At 71.2% G+C, this 19,472-nt stretch carries 16 protein-coding genes and 1 pseudogene; 6 read left to right on the forward strand and 11 right to left on the reverse strand.

Features of this window, described 5'->3' with window-relative positions; all coding sequences use genetic code 11:
- Positions 1-55: 55 nt before the first annotated feature.
- From F7Q96_RS00905 to fahA, 3 genes are all read left to right on the forward strand, one after another.
- Positions 56-2,080 (forward strand): FAD-dependent monooxygenase, encoded by a 2,025-nt coding sequence (locus F7Q96_RS00905; RefSeq protein ID WP_082371786.1) that lies wholly within the window; start codon positions 56-58, stop codon positions 2,078-2,080.
- Positions 2,081-2,141: 61 nt separating this feature from the next.
- Complete coding sequence (gene hmgA, locus F7Q96_RS00910) at positions 2,142-3,470, forward strand: homogentisate 1,2-dioxygenase (RefSeq protein ID WP_053824156.1); 1,329 nt, start codon at positions 2,142-2,144, stop codon at positions 3,468-3,470.
- 104 nt (positions 3,471-3,574) lie between these two features.
- A complete protein-coding gene (gene fahA / locus F7Q96_RS00915) occupies positions 3,575-4,855 on the forward strand; it encodes a fumarylacetoacetase (protein WP_053824155.1) in 1,281 nt (426 codons plus the stop codon).
- Between the two features lie 163 nt (positions 4,856-5,018).
- Here the strand turns inward: fahA and F7Q96_RS00920 are convergent, their stop codons facing one another.
- The 9 genes and pseudogenes from F7Q96_RS00920 to F7Q96_RS00960 all read right to left on the reverse strand — a co-directional run bounded on the left by F7Q96_RS00920 (position 5,019) and on the right by F7Q96_RS00960 (position 15,719).
- The gene (locus F7Q96_RS00920; protein WP_390885710.1) at positions 5,019-5,510 is read right to left on the reverse strand and encodes a hotdog family protein; all 492 of its coding nucleotides are present in this window, start codon (positions 5,508-5,510) and stop codon (positions 5,019-5,021) included.
- Positions 5,501-6,304, reverse strand: coding sequence for a beta-ketoacyl synthase chain length factor (locus F7Q96_RS00925; protein WP_053824154.1), 804 nt, complete (start codon positions 6,302-6,304; stop codon positions 5,501-5,503). Before F7Q96_RS00925 ends, F7Q96_RS00920 begins: the two co-directional genes overlap by 10 nt.
- Positions 6,301-7,548 (reverse strand): beta-ketoacyl-[acyl-carrier-protein] synthase family protein, encoded by a 1,248-nt coding sequence (locus F7Q96_RS00930; RefSeq protein WP_053824670.1) that lies wholly within the window; start codon positions 7,546-7,548, stop codon positions 6,301-6,303. Before F7Q96_RS00930 ends, F7Q96_RS00925 begins: the two co-directional genes overlap by 4 nt.
- 125 nt (positions 7,549-7,673) lie before the next feature.
- Complete coding sequence (locus F7Q96_RS00935; protein WP_082371785.1) at positions 7,674-8,498, reverse strand: class I SAM-dependent methyltransferase; 825 nt, start codon at positions 8,496-8,498, stop codon at positions 7,674-7,676.
- The gene (locus F7Q96_RS00940; RefSeq protein ID WP_053824669.1) at positions 8,495-9,349 is read right to left on the reverse strand and encodes a polysaccharide deacetylase family protein; all 855 of its coding nucleotides are present in this window, start codon (positions 9,347-9,349) and stop codon (positions 8,495-8,497) included. The genes F7Q96_RS00935 and F7Q96_RS00940 overlap by 4 nt, the downstream gene beginning before the upstream one ends.
- A 5-nt stretch (positions 9,350-9,354) precedes the next feature.
- Positions 9,355-12,150, reverse strand: a complete 2,796-nt coding sequence (locus F7Q96_RS00945; protein ID WP_053824153.1) for an MMPL family transporter — start codon at positions 12,148-12,150, stop codon at positions 9,355-9,357.
- Entirely contained in the window at positions 12,147-12,788 is a 642-nt protein-coding gene (locus F7Q96_RS00950; RefSeq protein ID WP_283242334.1) for a LolA-related protein, read from the reverse strand. The genes F7Q96_RS00945 and F7Q96_RS00950 overlap by 4 nt, the downstream gene beginning before the upstream one ends.
- A gap of 32 nt (positions 12,789-12,820) precedes the next feature.
- Complete coding sequence (locus tag F7Q96_RS00955) at positions 12,821-13,774, reverse strand: LpxL/LpxP family acyltransferase (RefSeq protein ID WP_053824152.1); 954 nt, start codon at positions 13,772-13,774, stop codon at positions 12,821-12,823.
- A pseudogene (locus F7Q96_RS00960) lies at positions 13,771-15,719 on the reverse strand (AMP-binding protein). The gene F7Q96_RS00955 and the pseudogene F7Q96_RS00960 overlap by 4 nt, the downstream one beginning before the upstream one ends.
- Before the next feature lie 300 nt (positions 15,720-16,019).
- Here F7Q96_RS00960 and F7Q96_RS00965 point away from each other — a divergent pair.
- The 3 genes from F7Q96_RS00965 (at position 16,020) to F7Q96_RS00975 (ending at position 17,974) form a co-directional block, all read left to right on the forward strand.
- A complete protein-coding gene (locus F7Q96_RS00965; RefSeq protein ID WP_053824151.1) occupies positions 16,020-16,280 on the forward strand; it encodes a phosphopantetheine-binding protein in 261 nt (86 codons plus the stop codon).
- Positions 16,281-16,300: 20 nt separating this feature from the next.
- Positions 16,301-17,041, forward strand: a complete 741-nt coding sequence (gene fabG, locus F7Q96_RS00970; protein ID WP_249041634.1) for a 3-oxoacyl-ACP reductase FabG — start codon at positions 16,301-16,303, stop codon at positions 17,039-17,041.
- A 144-nt stretch (positions 17,042-17,185) separates the two neighbouring features.
- A complete protein-coding gene (locus tag F7Q96_RS00975; RefSeq protein WP_151021915.1) occupies positions 17,186-17,974 on the forward strand; it encodes a glycosyltransferase family 2 protein in 789 nt (262 codons plus the stop codon).
- A gap of 217 nt (positions 17,975-18,191) precedes the next feature.
- Here F7Q96_RS00975 and F7Q96_RS00980 read toward each other — a convergent pair whose 3' ends face one another.
- Together F7Q96_RS00980 and F7Q96_RS00985 are read right to left on the reverse strand one after the other, a co-directional pair.
- Positions 18,192-18,350, reverse strand: a complete 159-nt coding sequence (locus tag F7Q96_RS00980; protein WP_006577307.1) for a DUF3309 domain-containing protein — start codon at positions 18,348-18,350, stop codon at positions 18,192-18,194.
- A 236-nt stretch (positions 18,351-18,586) separates the two neighbouring features.
- Positions 18,587-19,450, reverse strand: coding sequence for an NAD(P)-dependent oxidoreductase (locus tag F7Q96_RS00985; protein WP_053824149.1), 864 nt, complete (start codon positions 19,448-19,450; stop codon positions 18,587-18,589).
- Positions 19,451-19,472 lie beyond the last annotated feature (22 nt).

The raw sequence follows: 19,472 nt of genomic DNA on the forward strand, positions 1-19,472 counted from the left end.
ATGCTGGCCGCCGCAGTCCGCGGGACAGCGGGCGCGACGGCCGGAGGGAGACGACATGGAAACCACAGCTGAGGAAACCACGGCCGAGGCAGGCGACAACTACCAGGCCCGCACCTTCGCCTACCGGCGCTGCGCCGAGCAGCAGCCGGACGCGCGGCCCGCGGTACGGCCGGTGGTCGTGATCGGGGCCGGTCCGGTCGGCCTCGCCACGGCGATCGACCTGGCGCAGCAGCAGGTGCCGGTGGTGCTGCTCGATGACGACTGCACGCTGGCCAGCGGTTCGCGCGCGATCTGCTTCGCCAAGCGCACGCTCGATATTTTCGATCGCCTCGGCTGCGGCGAGCGGCTGGTCGACAAGGGGGTGCGCTGGCACGTCGGCCGCGTGTTACTCGACCAGGAGCAGGTCTACAGCTTCGATCTGCTGCCGGAGAGCGGTCACCATCGTCCTGCCTTCATCAACCTGCAGCAGTACTACGTCGAGGGCTATCTCGTCGATCGGGCCGCCGAACTGGAAGGACTCGAACTGCGCTGGCGTCATGGCGTCAGCGGGCTGCGCCAGCAGGAAGATCATGTCGTGCTGACGGTGTCGACGCCGGATGGCGACTACACGCTGCCGGCACGCTACGTGGTGGTGGCGGACGGCGCGCGCAGTCCCGTGCGCCAGCTGATGGGGCTGCAAAGCCAGGGCCGGACCTTCCGCGACCGCTTCCTGATCGCCGATGTGAAGATGGCCGCCGGCTTCCCGGCCGAGCGCTGGTTCTGGTTCGATCCGCCGTTCAACCGCAACCAGTCGGTGCTGCTGCATCGGCAGCCGGACAATATCTGGCGCATCGATTTCCAGCTGGGCTGGGATGCCGATCCCGAACAGGAGCGTCAGCCCGAACGCGTGCTGGCGCGGCTGCGCGCGCTGCTCGGGCCCGACGCGCAGTTCGAGCTCGAATGGGTCAGCGTCTACACCTTCTCGTGCCAGCGCATGGAGCGCTTCCGCCACGGCCGTGTGCTGTTCGCCGGCGACGCCGCGCATCGCGTGTCGCCGTTCGGCGCGCGCGGCGCCAACAGCGGCGTGCAGGACGCGGAGAACCTGGCGTGGAAGCTGCGGCTGGTGCTGGAAGGGCGGGCGCCCGACGCGCTGCTCGACACCTATGCCAGCGAGCGCGAATACGCGGCCGACGAGAACATCCTGCATTCGACGCGCTCGACCGATTTCATCACGCCGAAGAGCGCCACCAGCCGCGTGTTTCGCGACAGCGTGCTGCGGCTCGCCCGTCAGCATCCGTTCGCGCGCCAACTGGTCAACAGCGGCCGGTTGTCGACGCCGACCGTGCTGGCGCCTTCGCCGCTGAACACGTCGGACAGCGCGCCGTTCGCCGGCGCGATGGTGCCCGGCGCGGTCTGCGCCGATGCACCGGTGCGCGTGGTCGGCGACAAGGGGCAGCGCGAGAGCTGGCTGCTGCCGCATCTGGGCAACGGCTTTACCGCGCTGGTGTTCGCCGATGCGCAGGGCCTGTCGTCCGCGGCGCGCACGGCGCTCGAACAATTGAGCGCCGCGCCGGTGCCGGTGAAAGTGGTTTGCATGATGCCACCGACGCCATCGGCGCAGCCCACGCCCACGCTGCCGCGCGGCGCGGTCGTGCTCGAAGACGTCGAAGGCCTGGCCGTGCGCCGCTACGACGGCCAGCCCGGCACCTGCTATCTGCTGCGCCCGGACCAGCATGTCTGCGCACGCTGGCGCGAGGTCGACCACGACGCGCTGCTGGCCGCGCTGCGCCGCGCGCTCGGCATGATCGACGTGCAGTGGCGCGCGGCCCCGGCCGAGCCGCAGCCGCAGCACGCGCGGCTCGTCACCGAACCGAATCTCGCGCAGCCGGACGACGTCTACGAGTCGCTGCTCGAGATGCATCGCGATCTGAGCGATGCGCAAAGCCAGGCCGCCAACGCGCAGCTGATCCTGCTGCTGGCCAACCATATCGGCGACACCGCGGTACTGCGGCAAGCGATGGCGCTGGCGCGCGCCGCGGTGCCACCCGCGGTGCCGGGGCCGCAAGCGGACGCCGCCGTGCCGATTCCGGTTCCGGCGTAAGCCGATCCATCAAGCCGATTTTTTTTCCGAGAACCCTTCCCGAACCTCTGTCAGGACCACCATGACTCAAGCACTACGCCAAGACACCGACACCGGCGCGCTGCGCTACCAGTCCGGCTTCGCCAACGAATTCGCCACCGAAGCGCTGCCGGGCGCGCTGCCGGTCGGACAGAATTCGCCGCAGCGCGCGCCGTACGGCCTGTACGCCGAGCAGCTGTCGGGCACCGCCTTCACCGCGCCGCGCGCGCACAACCGCCGCTCGTGGCTGTACCGGATCCGCCCGGCGGCGGTGCACGAGTCCTTCGTCAAGATCGAGCAATCGCGAATCGTCAGCCGCTTCGACGAGGTGGCGCCGTCGCCGAACCAGATGCGCTGGAGCCCGCTGCCGATGCCGGACGCACCGACCGACTTTATCGACGGCATCGTCACGATGGGCGGCAACGGCGGCCCCGACGCGATGGTCGGCTGCGGCATCCACCTGTACCTGGCCAACCGCTCGATGCAGGGCCGCTTCTTCTACAACGCCGACGGCGAGATGCTGATCGTGCCGCAGCAGGGCCGGCTGCGCCTGGCCACCGAACTGGGCGTGCTCGAGGTCGAGCCGCAGGAGATCGCGGTGGTGCCGCGCGGCGTGCGCTTCCGCGTCGAGCTGCTCGACGGCGAGGCGCGCGGCTATATCTGCGAGAACTACGGCGCGCTGCTGAAGCTGCCCGACCTCGGCGTGATCGGCTCGAATGGCCTGGCCAATCCGCGCGACTTCCAGACGCCGGTGGCCTGGTACGAGGACGTCGAGGGCGACTTCGAGCTGGTGGCCAAGTTCCAGGGCAATCTGTGGCGCGCGAAGATCGGCCATTCGCCGCTGGACGTGGTGGCCTGGCATGGCAACTACGCGCCGTACAAATACGATCTGCGCCGCTTCAACACGATCGGCTCGATCAGCTTCGACCATCCGGACCCGTCGATCTTCCTGGTGCTGCACAGCCCGTCCGATACCGAGGGCGTCGACAACATCGACTTCGTGATCTTCGGCCCGCGCTGGCTGGCGATGGAGCACTCGTTCCGCCCGCCCTGGTTCCACCGCAATATCGCCAGCGAATTCATGGGGCTGATCGAAGGCGTCTACGACGCCAAGGCCGAAGGCTTCGCTCCGGGTGGCGCCAGCCTGCACAACTGCATGAGCGGTCACGGCCCCGATGCCGAGACCTTCGCGCGCGCCAGCGAGGCGGACACCACCAGGCCGCACCGCATCTCCGACACGATGGCGTTCATGTTCGAGACGCCGACGGTGATCCGGCCCACGCGCTTCGCCGCCGAATCGGCCGCGCTGCAGTCCGACTACCAGCACTGCTGGCAAGGGCTGAAGAAGCATTTCAACCCGAACGTGCGCTGATGGCGCGCACCGACGACATACGCCGACGATAACCAACGTACCGCCAGGCAGCGCAACGTAGCCAAGGTAGCGCTCCCGGGCGGACAGCCCAACACATAGCATCCATGACCCAAGCCCAATCCTCCCGCAGCTGGATCGAATCGGCCAACGACGCCGCCACCCATTTCCCGTTGCAGAACCTGCCCTATGGCGTGTTCTCGCACGGCGCGCAGGCGCCGCGCGTCGGTGTCGCGATCGGCGACCGCATCGTCGACCTGTCGGTGCTGGACGAGGCCGGCCTGCTGCCGGCTGCCGCGCGCGGTACCTTCGCCGCGCCGGTGCTCAACCGCTTCATCGCGCTGGGCCGTCCGGTCTGGCGCGAGACGCGCCAGCGCATCGCCGAACTGCTGGCGGCCGACACGCCGACGCTGCGCGACGATGCCGCGCTGCGCGAGCGCGCAGTAGTGCCGATGGCCGGCGCCACGCTGCACCTGCCGGTGCAGATTCCCGGCTACACCGATTTCTATTCGTCGAAGGAGCACGCGACCAACGTGGGCCGCATGTTCCGCGATCCGGACAACGCGCTGCTGCCGAACTGGCTCGAAATCCCGATCGGCTACAACGGCCGCGCCAGCTCGGTGGTGGTCAGCGGCACGCCGATCCACCGTCCCAACGGCCAGATCAAGCTGCCGAACGAGGCGCGCCCGATCTTCGGCACCTGCCGCAAGCTCGACTACGAGCTGGAGATGGGCTTCATCGTCGGCAAGGACTCGGCGCTGGGCGAGCCGGTGCGCGTCGATCAGGCCGACGACTATCTGTTCGGCATGGTGCTGCTCAACGACTGGAGCGCGCGCGATATCCAGCAGTGGGAATACGTGCCGCTGGGGCCGTTCAACTCGAAGAGTTTCGGCACCTCGATCTCGCCGTGGGTCGTCACGATGGACGCGCTCGAGCCGTTCCGCCGCGACAACCCGGAGCAGTCGCCGGAGCCGCTGCCGTATCTGCGCCAGTCGGCGCGCAATGCCTACGACATCGAGCTCGAGGTCGCGCTGCGGCCGCAGGGCGCCGAGCGTGCCGAGCGGATCAGCCGCACCAACTTCCGCGCGATGTACTGGACGATGGCGCAGCAACTGGCCCACCACACGGTGTCGGGCTGCAATGTGCGCGTTGGCGATCTGATGGGCTCGGGCACGATCAGCGGCACCACGCCGGACTCGTACGGCAGCCTGCTGGAACTGACTCGCAACGGCAACGAGCCGCTGAAGCTGGCCGGCGGCGTGGAGCGCGGTTTCCTGCAGGATGGCGACGAAGTGGTGATGCGCGGCTGGTGCCAGGGCGATGGCTATCGGATCGGCTTCGGCGAGGTCAGCGGCGAGGTGCTGCCTGCACCGAAGGCCGAGGGCTGAGCGCGCGCGCCTGAAGCGGTTGGCTTGAAAGCCGCGTGGTCCCCGCATTCGCGTTCGCGGGGAGCACGGGCAAGTTGGCGGATGTCTGCGGTCGCCCCCGCGCTGGCGGGGCTCAGCGACTTTCACCAGCCGCCGGGAAGGCGCCGCGCGGTTCGAGCCGGACTCAGCCGCCCGGCGTGGCGTCCAGCACCACCGCCGCGCGGCCCGTCAGCAGCACGGCGCCGCCGCCCTGCAGCGCGAATTCATAGAGCACCTGGCGCTCGTCGCCGCCGATCCGCTCGGCCTCGATCGTCAGCGGTCCCGCCACGGTATCGAGCCGCCCGGCGTGGAGCTCGACCTTGCGCACGCTGGCCAGATAGCCGACGCGCGGCGTGGCCGCGGAGCCGGACGTCAGCAGCGCGCCGTGCACGGCCATCGCCTGCGCGGCATATTCGATACCGCACAGCGCGGCGAGCCGTCCTTCGGCACGCAGCGGATGATCGGGCGACGCATGGTCGTTCGCCTCGCAGCGGATGCGCATCGCATTCCAGTCGACCACCCGGTCGAGCAGGCACATCGCGCCGCGATGCGGGATATGGGCGGCGATCCAGTCGCGGCCCGCCGGCGCGCCGGGCGGCATGCCGGTTGCCGAGGCGGCGACGTCGCTCACCGCCATGGCGCGACCTCGACGCGCAACCGCAGCGGTTCCAGATAATCGAGCACCGGGGCAGCATCGTCGCCCCGCGCCAGCGTTTGCAGCAAGGGCAGGGCGCGTGCGGCCGGGATCGCGGCGCGCAGGCCTTCCAGCGCGCCATCGGCCATCGCCGTCGGCGCATCGCCGTCGATCGCCAGCGAGGGCCGCAGGCTGGCGAGCGTCGCCGGACCCGGCTCGGCCGTCAGCACCAACGCGAGCCCGAATGCATCGGGAATCGGCCGCGCACTGCGCAGCGGCTCGGGATAGTCGGTGTCGTAGGCGATCAGCACGCAGGGCGCGCCGGTCGCCAGCACCTGGCTGCAGGCATCGAGCAGGCCCGCGGCGAAGCTGCCGTCGTGCGCGCACATCGCGTTGGACGGCGCCATCGCGCCGGTGGCGATGCTCCAGTAGCCGGCCGGCGCGTTGTGCACCGAGTTGTGGAAGCGGGTCGGCGAGATCAGCGGGTCCTCGCCCGCCAGCGATTCGCAGATCGCGTGGTAGTTGTGGCCGTCGGCCCCCGAGGCGCTGAACACGGTCGCCAGCGTGGCGGCATCGCGCCCGCTGGCGGCGATGGCCTGCCCGCCGACCGCCAGCGCCAGCTTGACCGCCGGGCCGGTGCGCCGGCGCTCGGCCGGCGGCAGCCCTGCCGGCGCGGGCAATGCCGTCGCGGCATGCAAATAGGGGACCTCCCCGCGCAGCACCGCGGCGCCTTGCTGCCAGTCCGACAGTCCCGGGCCGAGCAGGCCGATTCCTTCGATGAACACCGGCGCCGTCATGACCGTTCGCCTCGCAGATGCGCGTCGGCGCGGCCGAACAGCAGGCTGCAATTGGAGCCACCGAAGCCGAATGCGTTGCTCAGCGCGTAGCGGGGACGATGGCCGGCATCCGGCGTGTCCGTATGCAGCAGATAGCGGACCGGCAGCGCCGGGTCCAGTTCGGTACCGGCAATGCCGGCCGGCAGCCAGCCCTCGCGCAGCGCCAGCGCGCTGATCACCGCCTCGATCGCGCCGGCCGCGCCCAGCGTATGGCCAGTCGCGCCCTTGGTCGAGCTGCAGGGCGTCGTGCCGAACAGCGCCAGCACGGCCTTGCCCTCGGCGGCGTCGTTGCTCGGCGTGGCGGTGCCGTGCAGGTTGATGTAGTCGATGTCGGCTGGCGTCAGCCCGGCATCGGCCAGTGCCTGCTCCATCGCCAGCCGTGCGCCCAGTCCTTCCGGATGCGGGCTCGACATGTGGTGCGCGTCGCTGGATTCGCCGACGCCGCACAGCAGCACCGCATCGTCCGGCAGCGCCGCCCCGGAATCGGGCACGGGCTCGGGCAACCGTTCGAGCAGCCCGAATGCACCGCCTTCGCCGATCGAGATGCCGTTGCGCCGCGCATCGTAGGGCCGGCAAGGTTCGGCCGACACCAGTTCCAGCGAGTGGAAGCCATACAGCGTGGTATGGCACAGCGAATCGACGCCGCCCACCAGCGCCGCGTCGATCAGCCCCGTCTCGATCATCCGGCGCGCCGAGGCGAACACCTTGGCACCCGACGAGCACGCCGACGAAATCGCCGCCGCGGGACCGGTCAGGCCAAGGTAGGCGCGCACGAAGGCCGGCAGCGAGAACGGGCTGTGCCGGTGCGCATAGTCGAAGTCGGGCGGCAGCGCGCCCGTCGCCGGATCGCGCCGCCGGTAGGCCTGTTCGGTTTCGAGAATCCCGCCGGTGCTGGTGCCGAGGAATACGCCGATCCGGTGCGCGCCATAACGCGCGATGGCCTCGCGCACGCGTCCGGCGAAACCGTCCTGTTCGAGCGCCAGCCGCGCGAGCCGGTTGTTGCGGCAGTCGAAGCTGGCGAATGCGGACGGCAGCGGGGCGTCGTCGACGCCGGCGACCTCGCCGACATGGGTGCGCAGCCTGACCTCGCCGAAGCGGCAGGGCGCGAGTCCGCTGCGCTGCGCGCGCAAGGCCGCGGATGTCGCCGCGAGGCCATGGCCCAGGCAACTGGTGACGGTGAAATGGGAGAGGTGCAGCGCGGACACGGGTGGGGACAGCGGACGATCGGGATGCGAGGCGGCGCCGTGCGGTGCGGTGCCGACATTGCCAGGGCCGCCGGGGCGGCCGGCGTTGCGGTCGGTGGCCGGCACCGGCGGGCGGCGCGATTGTATCAAAGCGGCTCCAGCTCGCCGGCGGAAGCCACGGTGCCGTGCCGGACCTGTGCCGTCTGCACGGACTTGTCCTCCCGCACGTCCATCGTGCCGACCATCAGCACATTGGCGCCATGCGCATCGCGTGGCAGCGGCACCTCGCGCAGCGTCATGCCCATGCCGCGCAGCAGCGCGCGCCATTCGTCGGCGGGCCGGCAGGTCAGCGGGCTGGTGCGGCCGGCGCGCAGCCACTGCACCACGCGGTCGACCGCGCGGCTGTAGCGGGCGCGCCAGCCCGCGCTGGCGTCGCCGACCCGCATCAGCAGCCGCCCGCCCGGCGCCAGGCAGCGCAGCGCGTCGCGCAGCAGCGCTTCCTGCGCGGGGCGGTCGATGTAATGCAGCACATCGAGCAGCACCACCAGGTCGCAGGCCGCGGCGACCTCGGCCACCGCGGCGCGGGCATCGGCCTGGCGGATTTCCGCCGGCCACGGGCCCGGCTCGGCCAGCGCGGCGCGGGCGCGGTTGGCGTCGGCCGGCGTCAGTTCGATACCCAGATAGGAGCGCGGCACCGGCGGCGCCGGCCAGCCCGGCGGCCAGCTGTCGGGATGGCACTGCTGCGCCGCCAGCAGCCAGCTGGCCAGCAGGCCCTGGCCGCAGCCGATATCGAGAATGCGGGCGCCGTCGGGGATCAGCCCCTGCGCCAGCGCGATCGCGAAGACCGGATCGTTGCGCAGCTTGAAGCGGGCGAAATGCACGGCAAAGGGATCGGCCGCCCGGTAGCGCGCGCTGGCCCGCGCGATCAACGCCTCGCCAGCCTGGCCGGCGGCATCGGTCCAGCGCGTCATGCTGGCACCGCCTCGCGCAGCGTCACGTAGCGCAAGGCCGCCCGGTCGATGGCGCGCAGCACGCGCGGCAGCACTACCAGGATCATCGGCGTGCCGGCACGGTCGGTGCCCGGGTTGCCGTCATGCATCAGCAGGATGTCGCGCGCGGCCAGGTCCTTCAGCAGCCGCGCCTCGACCTTGTCCGGATCGCCGCCGCGGAAGGTATCGAAGCCGCGCCGCGTCCAGCTGGCGAGCCGCAGTCCATGCCGGCACAGCGCCGGCTCCAGCAGCGGATTGCGCAGGCCCGCGGGCGCGCGGAAGAAGCGCGGCACCTGCCCGGTCAGTTCGGTCAGCAAACGCTGCGCTTCGCCGACCTCTTTCGTGATGCGGCCGGGCCCGAACGTCGAGAAGTGCAGCCAGTGGTGCTGGGTATGGTTTTCGATCGCATGGCCGCGGCGCACGATGTCGGCCACCAGGTCGGGATGGCGCAGCGCGCGCTCGCCGATGCAGAAGAAGGTGGCGCGGGCACCGTGCGCGTCGAGCAGGTCGAGCACGGCGGGCGTGACCTCGGGATTGGGGCCGTCGTCGAACGTCAGCGCGATGCTGTGGCCAGCGCTGGGCGGCAGCCGCAGCAGGTTCGGCCCCAGCAGCGTGCTGCGCGGCCACAGCCCGGCGCCGGCCAGCAGCAGATTGGCCGCCACCACCGTGCCGGCCGCCCACGGCAGCGTTGCCGGTTGCGCCAGCACCGCGGCCACCGCGCCCAGGTGGACGGCGGCCGCGCCGCCGATCAGCGCCGATGGCCGCCAGCTGCGGATCGTGCCCGGCGCGGCGGTCGAGGCGGTCGACTGTGGCCCGGGACAGGAATTGCGCATGCGCGTCATGGTTTTGCCTCCTGATCGTGACCGGCCGCGGTCGGACGGGGCGAGGCACCCAGCATGGCCGCCGGCGCGAACACCGCGGAGAACAGCAGCGCCAGCACCGCGCCCGGACCGACCGTTTGGCCGAAGGCCTGCAACAGCGGCAGATGTGATAAGCCTAGCAGACCGAAGGCCGCCACCGTGGTCAGGTTGGCCAGCAGCAGCGACACCAGCGTGCGCGGTGCGATCGCCGCGGGCTGGTTTGCCCTGGGCTCGTGCGCTCCGGATTCGTTCGCTCCGCGCTCGCTCGCATCCGGCGTCCGTGCCGCGCCGTTGAAGAACAGGGCGTAGTTCGAGCCCACCGCGACCAGCAGCAGCATGCCGACCAGATGCAGCAGCGACAGCGTCTTGCCGGCCAGCGCCAGCCCGGCGATCACGACCAGCGCGGCGGCGGCCAGCGGCAGCAGCGTGGCCAGCACGCGGCGCGGCGAACGCAGCGCCACCAGCAGCAGCATCGCGATGGCGGCGGCCCCGCCCAGCGACAGCCGCAGCGCTTCGCGCAGATAGCCCGCGTAGAGCCGGTCCGATTCGCCCTTCAGGTCGACGAACAGCGCATTGGCAACGCCCGCCCGGGCGATCGCGGCGCGGATCGCCTTGGGCACCGGTACTGCGGCCGGTGCCCGGCTCGCCGCTGACTGTGCGTGGGCACTGGCGTCGGCCTTGGCGCCGGCTTTGGCCTGGCCGCCTGCCGGGGCATCTGCGTCGGCATTGGGCGCGGCATCGGCTGCTGCATCGGGGTCGGCCCCGGGGGCGGCAATGGCCTGAGCCGGGGCGCGCAGCGGCAGCGTCGCGGTCCAGCGGCCGCCGTGCTCGGTCAGCAGCGCATCGACCGCCAGCGCCATCGACGTGCCGCGCAGATCGGCCCGCGTCAGCGGCGGCATCTCCCGCACGCGCGCAACCTCGTCAAGGAAGGGCGCGAACAGCGCCGGCTTGACAGGCAGTTCCGCCACCGCGGCCTCCAGCCGTCCGGCCAGTTCGTCGCGCGAGGGCAGGGCGGCCTGCCGCGCGCGTTGCGTGGCCTCGCTCGGCAGGAAGCGCGCCGGGCTGTCGAAGCCCCCGATCACGCCCTGCGCGACCAGCGGCGCCAGTTGCGCGCCGACCTGCTCGGCGCCTTGCAGCGCGCCCTGTTCGGTGGCCGCCGACACGGTGACCAGATAGCGCACGTCCGGGGCGCCGAGATCGGCCCGCAAGCCGGTATCGAGTGCCTGGGTGTCGGCCGGCACCGGGCTTAGCGACGTCAGCTCCTGGCTCCACAACGGCGTGCGCTGTACGGCGACCAGCCACACCAGCACGAGCACGGCGGCAAGCACCACGGCGAGCGCCGGCCAACGCAGCCGCGGCGCATGGGCCGCGATGCGGGCCAGCCGGTTGCCGAGCGGGCGCAGATCGCGCATGCGCCAGCGCGCCGGAATCAGCTGCGGCAGCACGAAGCGCGTGACCAGTGCGGCGGTGGCCAGTCCGGCGATGGAGAACAGCCCGAGCTGCGCCAGCCCCGGAAAGCCCGACAGCAGCAGCGAGGCGAAGCCGCAGATCGAGGTCAGCACGCCGAGCCGCACCGTGGGCCAGAAGGCGCGTGTCCAGCGTTCGCGCGCGGCCGCGGCGGTCGTGGAAGCACTGGAGCCAACGCCAACCCCAAACCCGGCTGCACTGATAGCCGCAGCGCCTGCCCCAGCGCCGGCGGCCGCGGCAGCGGTGCCGGATTCAGCCGGCGCATCGTCATCCCGATCCTGCGCGGTCTGCGCGAACAGATAGATCGCATAGTCGACCGACTCGCCGATCAGCGTGGTGCCGAAGCCGAGCGTCAGGCCGTGGACCATGCCGAAGCCGAGGCTGACCGCGGCGACGCCCGCCAGCACGCCGGACAGCACCGGCACCAGCCCGAGTGCCAGCGCGGTCGGCGAGCGGTAGACGAACCACAGCAGCGCCACGATCACGGCCACGCCGATCGTCGACAGCCGCTCGACCTCGGCGCGGATGGTGTCGCGCGTCTGCACGCCGATCGCGCCGGGCCCGGACATCACGAGGCGGAATTCGCCCGCCTTGGCGCCGGACTCCGACACCGCGGCGGCAAAGGCCGAACGGATCGCCGCCATCGCCTGCGCCTGCGCGTCCAGGTCCGAGCCGGGCGCCGCGGTCTGCGCCAGCAGCACCGCGCGGCGGCCGTCGCGCGAGGCCCACACCCCGTCCCGCGTCGCCGCGCCGTGGCCCGGATCGAGATCGGCCAGCAGCGTCGCCACCTCGCCGGTCGGATCGCGCGGCAACAGCGGCTTGATCATCAGCCCGGCGGACGAGCCGAGCAGATCGATGGTGTCGCCGACGGCCGCGCGCAGGCCCGCCTCGGTGAAGCGCTCGGGCGTGACGGCGGGACTGAGCAGATAGCGATTGGCGAACAGATAGCGCTGGTCGCGCTCGCGGTTGACCGGCTCGCCGTTGTCGATCGCGGCGAAGCGCGGATCGCCGCGCAGCTTGCCGGCCAGCGCCTTCGACAGCGCCGCACGCCGGGCGCCGTCCTGATCCTGTCCGGCGCCGCCCTCGATGCCGATCAGCAGCAGCCGCGAGACCAGCCCATCGCGCAGCTGATCGACCAGCAGCTGCTGCTCGGCGGTCGGCGCGCGCGGCAGGAAGGCCGACAGGTCCGCGGTGAAGGTGGTGCGCGCCGCGACGACGGCGCAGGCCAGCACGAAGGCCAGCCAGATCGCGACCGCCACCCGCGCCGGCAGCGTCCTTCGGTACCAACGCTGGCCCGCCGCGCTCATTGGCCGCCGGTCGGCACGATGGTCATCACCGAACGGTCGCCGTCGGCCTGGCGGATCTCGACGCGCTCGAGCCGCTCGCCGGCGCCGTCGATGCGGATCGCCGCGATCGCGGCCGCCATCCGGCTGTCTGATGGCGTCAGCGTCAGCGTCCACCGCCTGGCGCTGCCCTCCAGCGCGAGCCGGTAGTACTGCTCCAGCGCCTGCCGGTTGCCGGCCAGCGTGCCGCGCAGGCTCTCGATGAAGCCGGCCAGTTCGGGGTGGTTGCCGAGCGGAATGGTGGTCTTGCGGCCGGCCCGCTCGACCGTCAGCATGTCGCCCTGCACCAGCAGCGTCTCGGGTTTGGGCGCCAGCGTGCGCTTTTCCAGCCGGTCGGGCGCGACGAAGCGCAGTTCGCCGCTCGATTCCAGCGGGCGCTCGAGCATCGCGATGTACTTCTTCTCGACGAAGCGCGCGCTGCCCGAGGGCTGCCGCGCCAGCGTCGCCATCAGGCGGTCCACGCTCCAGGCGGCATCGGCGCTGGCCCGGGCCGTCGCGGTCGATGTCACCGCCGGGGCGGCCGCGCCGGCCGCGGGCAGCAGGCAGGCCAGCGCCAGCCAGCACGCCGCGCCCAGACGAAGGGCAACACCGAGGACAGGCAAGCGAGGGCTTTCGAATTGGCTGGTGATCGGCATCATCCGTTTGCAGTCGTGCGCGTCGGCGCCTGCCAGAAATCGTAGAAGTTGAACCAGTTGTAGGGCGCCGCGCGGCAATGCCGCTCGAGCAGCTCGACATAGCGTCGCAGCGCGGCCTCGATCGCCGTCTCGCGCTCGGCGGCCGGCGTCGCCGAGAAGTCGGCGATCGTGTCGAAGTGGATGTCGTAGCGGTTGCCGCCGCGGTACAGGCCGGTCATGAACAGCACCGGCCGGCGCAGCATCGCGGCCATCCGCAGCGGCCCGGTGGCGAAGGGCGCCGGCGTGCCGAGGAATTCGCAGTGCCGCGGCGGATCGGTGGCGAGCCGGGTCAGCGTGCGGTCGGCCAGCAGGCCGAGCAGGTAGCCGCGCTCCAGGTAGTCGCGCGCCTGCAGCATCGCGTCGAGCCGGCCCAGCGCGATCACGTCCTGCCGCACCGCGGGGTTGATCGCCGCCAGCACGTCGTTGAGGCGGCTGGCATTGTCCTGGTACATCATCACCGCCAGCCGCAGCGCCGGATAACGCAGGCCGACCGCGCGCACCGCCTCGAAGCTGCCCAGATGGGCGCCGAACAGGAAGGCGCCGTCGCCGCGCGCGATCGCCTGCTGGATGACCGGCTCGCCATGGACCCGGATATCGAACAGGTCCAGGCGGCCGTTCAGCAAATAGACACGGTCATGGATCGTCGACGCGAAGGCGAAGCCCTGGCGGAGCAGGTCGATCAGGCCGGCCGGGCGTCCGAGCGCGCGCGACAGGTACAGGCGCGAGGTGCGGCGCGCGCCCGGCGAGATCAGCAGGTAGACCGCCACCACGGGCCACAGCAGCGTGCGGCTGGCGCGGCGGCCCAGCCGCAGCGACAGCCAGCGCATCACGCGCAGCAGCCGCAGATGGCTGCGCTCGGGCTGGCTGCTCCAGTCGTCGGCGGGCGCCGCGTGGCTATTGTCCGGTGCCGTCATACCGCCGCGTCGGTCGGCCCGGCCAGGCCCGGCAGCGTCAGCGTGCCGCTGGCGACGGTACGGCCCGGGCCTTCGAGCTCGAAGCGGACCGTGCGCTCGGTCTGGTGGCCGGCCTGATGGTCGGGTTGGTCATCATCGACGCTGGCATAGCGGACCATCACCGGCTCGTTCGGCGCCACCGTGGCCAGGAACTTGACCGAGGCAAGGCGGCAGGGCTGGGGCGCACACCCCAGTGCGGCGGCGATGCGCAGCACCGCGTGGTCCAGCAGCACCACGCCGGGCACGATCGGCTGGCCGGGAAAGTGTCCCGGCAACGCCGGGTGGCCGGCTTCGATGGTGAAGACGCCGGCGCTGTTCATGCCGGCCCGAGCACGGTGGTGGGCGCGCGATCGTCGCGGCGCGCCGCCTGGCCGCCTTGCAGCCGCGCTACCAGCGGCTCCAGCAGGTCGCGCGGCAGCTTGCCGGTGGCATTGCGCGGCAGGCTGTCGACGAAGAACACGCGCCGCGGCAGGAACACCGGATCGATGCGCGCGCGCAGCGCCTGCACGATATCGGCGGCGTTCAGGCCCGGCGCGACGACCAGCGCCGTCAGGCGTGCCTCCTTGCCCAGTCCGCCCGGCGGTTCGCTGCGCGGCAGATGGAAGACGCCGTCGACGACGCCCGGAATCGCGTTCAGATGATGGTTCAGATAGGCCAGCGAGGTGCGCTTGCCGGCGATCTTGATCAGGTCGGCCTTGCGGCCGTGCAGCAGGAAGCGGTGGGCGTCGAGCGGCTCGATCGCGTCGTTCAGCGCCACCGGCTGGGCCAGATGGGCACCGCCGGCCAGCCAGACCGGGCCGTCGTCGGCATCGTCACTGTCGGCCGCGGCTTGCGCACCGGGTGCGCGCTCCAGGCGCAGCGCCACGCCCGGAAGCAGCTGCCAGGCGGCATCGTGCGCGGTGCGGCGCGTGGCGATGTGGCCGGTCTCGGTGCTGCCGTAGATTTCCAGCAGCGGCGCGCCGGTACGCGCCTCGATGTCGCGGGCCAGCCGCGGCGCCAGCGGCGCGGTCGCCGACAGCAGCCGCGCCAGCGCCGGCAACTGGACCGGCGACAGCTGCAGCGTGCGCAGATGGACCGGCGAGGCCACCAGCACGCGCGGCGCCGGCACCGCGGCCAGCGCGGCGGCGACATCGTAGGGATAGAAGGGATGGGCCGCGCTCAAGGCGACGCCGCCGTGCAGCGCCAGCATCACCGTGCATTCGAGCCCGTACATGTGCTGCGCCGGCACGGTGCCGACCAGCGTCGCGCCGGCCAGCGCATCGATGCCGAGCCGCGTCGCCGCGGCGCGCGCATTGCGCACCATCGCCCCCCAGCTCTTGCGATGCGGCATCGGCAGTCCGGTCGAGCCCGAGGTGAACAGATAGGCGAGGGTGCGATCGGCGGGGATCCGCGGGATCGTCACGGCGACCGTGTCGTCGCCTGGCGCCTCGTACCGGGCGGGCAGCGTCACGCGCATGCTGGGCAGTCCCGCGCCGCTGGCGCCGCCCGCAACGTCCTCGGCATGGCAGCCGGCGTTGCAATGGCAGCCGGCGCCGTCGTACAGGCAGAAGGTGTCGGGCGCGAACGTGGCCAGTTCGCGGACCATCTCGGGGGTATGCGCCGGCGGCAGCAGGCTGATCTTGTCGGCGAGCAGGCTGGCGCACAGGCCGACGGTGAACAGGTAGCGGTCCGCGCACATATTGAAGACGTGGCGGCCGGCAGGCAGACGCGATGCCAGGTCGCGGACGTCGGCCAGAAAGCGCGCCACGGTGACCGGCGCGCCCTCCCGGTAGGCGACGATCTGGTCGTCACGGGTATGCGCGATCAGCGGCAGGGTCCCGGCGGACGGGTTCGCCGCGGCCGCGCCGGCGGCACGGGCGGCGAAATTCTGTTGGCGCGATCGGCGCGGGATGCGGGACACTGGCATGGCGGCGCGGTCGGGGCTTCGGCCGGCATCGGGGAGGGCGGTCTTGCGCTCCCGCGCCGGCGGCGAAGCGGTCCGGTCATCGATCTTTCAGGGGACTATGGCTGGAAGACCCGAAGTGTGGGGGTTCCGTTTCTCGTCGTGGCGGCGAGGTTGTTACCAAATTTCACCCATATGGAGCGAACCCGGAGGGCTTGGTAGCATTGCGCCCGAAGGCGGTGCCGCAGTATACCCCACGGCTTTGCGCGGCCCCGGGCCGGACTCCGGCCGCCGCCGCGACGACATAACTTACATTTAGCGACAATGACCGATCTCGAAATCGAACTGGCCCGGATGATTCTCGGCGAACTGGACATTACCGAGCTGACGCTGGACCAGGTGACGGCCGATACGCCGCTGTATGGCGAGGGCTTCGGCCTCGATTCGATCGACGTGCTGGAAATTGCACTCCTGATCTCCAGGAAGTACGGATTCGAGCTTCGCTCCGACAATCCGGACAACAAGACGATCTTCGCCACGCTGGGCAGCCTGGCGGCCTACACCGCCGCCAACCGTACCCGTTGATGCCCCGCACGCCCCGGCTTGTGCCCGCGCCCGTCCGCAAGCTGGCTCTCGTCACCGGCGGCAGCGGCGCGCTCGGACAGGCGATCTGCCAGACCCTGGCCGCCGGTGGCTGCCGCGTCTGGGTCCATGCCAACCGGCGCCTGGACGAGGCGCAGCAGGTCGCCGAGCGCATCCGTGCCGCCGGCGGCGAGGCCGAGGCGATCGCCTTCGACGTGACCGATGCCGATGCCACCGAGCAGGCGCTGCAGCGCATCCTCGCCGAGGGCCCGGTGCAGGTGCTGGTCAACAACGCCGGCATCCACGACGACGCGCCGATGGTCGGCATGACGCGCGAGCAATGGCGCCGGGTCATCGACGTCTCGCTGCACGGCTTCTTCAACGTGACGCAACCCCTGCTGATGCCGATGATGCGGACCCGCTGGGGGCGCATCGTCAATATCGCCTCGGTGGCAGGCCTGATCGGCAATCGCGGTCAGGTGAACTATGCTGCAGCCAAGGCGGGCGTGATTGCGGCTACGCGCTCGCTGGCGATCGAGATGGCTTCGCGCGGCGTCACGGTCAACGCGGTGGCGCCCGGGATCGTCGATTCGCCGATGGCGCAGCAGGCCTTTCCGCCCGAGCGGATCCGCGAGCTGGTGCCGATGGGCCGCGCCGGCCAGCCGGAAGAGGTCGCGACAATGGTCGCCTATCTGGTGTCCGACGCCGCCGCCTATGTCACCGGGCAGGTGCTGTCGATCAACGGCGGCATGGCGGCCGGCTAGGCCAAAGGGACGAAGCGGAACGAAACGAGGAACCAACGGTACGGCACAAACGTCGAGGAGAAAGGAGCAGTGCGCAGGCAGGGGCCGGCGGACGCGCAGCGCGCCACGCCGGCCAGGGACAACACATTGATGGAGCACGGCCGCATGACCGAACGTTCGACCACGCATCTGGTGATCATCCCGAGCTACAACCCCGGCCCCAAGGTGCGCGAGGTCGTGCGCGAGGCGCGAGCCCAATGGAACCCGGTCTGGGTCGTCGTCGACCGCAGTACCGACGGCAGCACCGAATGGCTGCAGCAGCAGGCCGAGGCCGATCCCGGCCTGCGCGTGCTGGTGCTGCCGAAGAACCGCGGCAAGGGCGCCGCGGTGCTGCACGGGCTGGAACAGGCCGCCGCCGAGGGCTTTACGCACGCGCTGACGATGGATTCCGATGGGCAGCATCCTGCCGCGATGATCGGCAAGATGCTGGAGCTGTCGCGCCGCAACCCGGACGCGATGGTGCTCGGCAAGCCGGTGTTCGACGACAGCGCCCCGCGCGCACGGGTCTACGGACGGCGCCTGAGCAATGTGTTCGCCGACCTGGAGACGCTGTGGGCCGGCATCGGCGATTCGCTGTACGGCTTCCGCGTCTATCCAATCGCGCCGCTGTGCGCGGTGATGCGGGGCAACCGCTGGATGCGGCGCATGGACTTCGACCCCGAGGTCGCGATCCGCTTGTGCTGGCGCGGCGTGCGGCCGATCAACATCGATACCCCGGTGCGCTATTTCCGCGAGGACGAGGGCGGCGTGTCGCACTTCCACTATGTGCGCGACAACATCCTGCTGACCTCGATGCATGTCCGGCTGGTGTTCGGCTTCCTGCTGCGGCTGCCGATGCTGGCGCTGCGCCGGCTCGGTGAGCGCGGCAGCGCAGGAACGAAGCCCGCGGCCTGATCCATCCCATTCGGGGTGGTCGCCTCCCTTCTCGCGCCGAGCGGGAGAGGGGCCGGGGGAGAGGGACAACGGCACTCGCGGTCCATCGCGGCAATTCCGGCACACCAAAAAGAAAAGGCGGTCTCTCGACCGCCTTTTCACCTGCCCGTCGCCCCCTGTCCCCAAACAAGGCGGCGGGCAGGCCTACCGGTACCGCTGCGGCTGGCGCCGCAACGCGCTACAACCTGCCCATGACGACCAGCGCAATCACGATCAGCAGGATGAGGCCGAGCCCGCCGCTGGGCCAGTAGCCCCAGCCGCTGCTGTAGGGCCACGAAGGCAGCGCGCCGATCAGCAGGATGATCAGCACGATCAGAAGAATGGTGCCTAGAGTCATGGGAGGCTCCTTTGCCGAGGGCTAGCCTGGCGGGTTTGTTCGTTGGTCTTCAGTACCGTGCCACCCTTTGGCGCCGTTCGGCCGCCTCGGGGTCCGCTCCCGGTTGCTTCAACGATAGACCCGCGCCCACGGGCTCCCACCCGGTCCGGCGCTGAAAGCCATGTAGGAATCGGACGACGCGGGCGACGCGTGCGCGCCTGGCAATCCCGTTGCGCGTGCCGATTCCGTGCCGAGGCTTATCGGCGCAGGCGCCGGATCAGCGACGAGGTATCGTCGCGGCCGCCGCCGTCGCGCTGCAGTTCGGCGTAGAACTGGTCGACCAGCGCGGTGACCGGCAGCGTGGCGCCGTTGCGGCGCGCCTCGTCCAGGCACAGGCCCAGGTCCTTGCGCATCCAGTCGACCGCGAAACCGAAGTCGAACTTGCCTTCGACCATGGTCGGGCCGCGGTTCTCGAGCTGCCATGAACCGGCGGCGCCCTTGCTGATCACCGACAGCACCAGCGGCATGTCGAGCCCGGCGCGCTGGCCGAAGGCGATCGCCTCGGACAGCCCTTCGAGCAGGCCAGCGATCGCGATCTGGTTGACCATCTTGGCCAGCTGCCCGGCGCCGGGACCACCGATGCGCGTGACCGCGCGGGCGAAGGCCGAGATCACCGGCTCGGCGCGCGCGAACACCGCCTCGTCGCCGCCGCACATCACGGTCAGCACGCCGTTCTGCGCGCCGGACTCGCCGCCGGACACCGGCGCATCGACGAAATGCAGGCCGCGCGCGTTGGCCTGCTCGTACAGTTCGCGCGCGACGTTGGCGCTGGCCGTCGTGTGGTCGACGAAGATGCAGCCGGCCGGCGCGGCGTCGAAGGCGCCGTCGGGGCCGGTCAGCACCGCGCGCAGGTCGTCGTCGTTGCCGACGCAGCTGCAGACCAGCTCGGCATCGCGCGCCGCCAGCGCCGGCGTGGCCGCCGACTGCCCGCCGAAGCGCTCGACCCATGCCTGGGCCTTGCTGGCGGTGCGGTTATAGACCGTGACCTGATGCCCCTTGGCGGCCAGATGACCGGCCATATGAAAGCCCATGACGCCGAGGCCGAGGAATGCGACACGCATGACTGCTGCTCCGTGTTGTTGT

Origin of the sequence: Cupriavidus gilardii (assembly GCF_008801915.1) — a bacterium.
GTDB lineage: Bacteria > Pseudomonadota > Gammaproteobacteria > Burkholderiales > Burkholderiaceae > Cupriavidus > Cupriavidus gilardii.

What these genes read in the sequence shown, in the direction of transcription:
- F7Q96_RS00905 (WP_082371786.1), top strand. Translation starts at nt 56, where the DNA reads ATGGAAACCACAGCTGAGGAAACCACGGCCGAGGCAGGCGACAACTAC.
- F7Q96_RS00955 (WP_053824152.1), bottom strand. Translation starts at nt 13,774, where the DNA reads ATGACGGCACCGGACAATAGCCACGCGGCGCCCGCCGACGACTGGAGC.
- F7Q96_RS00935 (WP_082371785.1), bottom strand. Translation starts at nt 8,498, where the DNA reads ATGACGCGCTGGACCGATGCCGCCGGCCAGGCTGGCGAGGCGTTGATC.
- F7Q96_RS00975 (WP_151021915.1), top strand. Translation starts at nt 17,186, where the DNA reads ATGACCGAACGTTCGACCACGCATCTGGTGATCATCCCGAGCTACAAC.
- F7Q96_RS00920 (WP_390885710.1), bottom strand. Translation starts at nt 5,510, where the DNA reads ATGGCGGTGAGCGACGTCGCCGCCTCGGCAACCGGCATGCCGCCCGGC.
- fahA (WP_053824155.1), top strand. Translation starts at nt 3,575, where the DNA reads ATGACCCAAGCCCAATCCTCCCGCAGCTGGATCGAATCGGCCAACGAC.
- hmgA (WP_053824156.1), top strand. Translation starts at nt 2,142, where the DNA reads ATGACTCAAGCACTACGCCAAGACACCGACACCGGCGCGCTGCGCTAC.
- F7Q96_RS00925 (WP_053824154.1), bottom strand. Translation starts at nt 6,304, where the DNA reads ATGACGGCGCCGGTGTTCATCGAAGGAATCGGCCTGCTCGGCCCGGGA.
- F7Q96_RS00940 (WP_053824669.1), bottom strand. Translation starts at nt 9,349, where the DNA reads ATGCGCAATTCCTGTCCCGGGCCACAGTCGACCGCCTCGACCGCCGCG.
- F7Q96_RS00985 (WP_053824149.1), bottom strand. Translation starts at nt 19,450, where the DNA reads ATGCGTGTCGCATTCCTCGGCCTCGGCGTCATGGGCTTTCATATGGCC.
- F7Q96_RS00980 (WP_006577307.1), bottom strand. Translation starts at nt 18,350, where the DNA reads ATGACTCTAGGCACCATTCTTCTGATCGTGCTGATCATCCTGCTGATC.
- F7Q96_RS00965 (WP_053824151.1), top strand. Translation starts at nt 16,020, where the DNA reads ATGACCGATCTCGAAATCGAACTGGCCCGGATGATTCTCGGCGAACTG.
- F7Q96_RS00945 (WP_053824153.1), bottom strand. Translation starts at nt 12,150, where the DNA reads ATGAGCGCGGCGGGCCAGCGTTGGTACCGAAGGACGCTGCCGGCGCGG.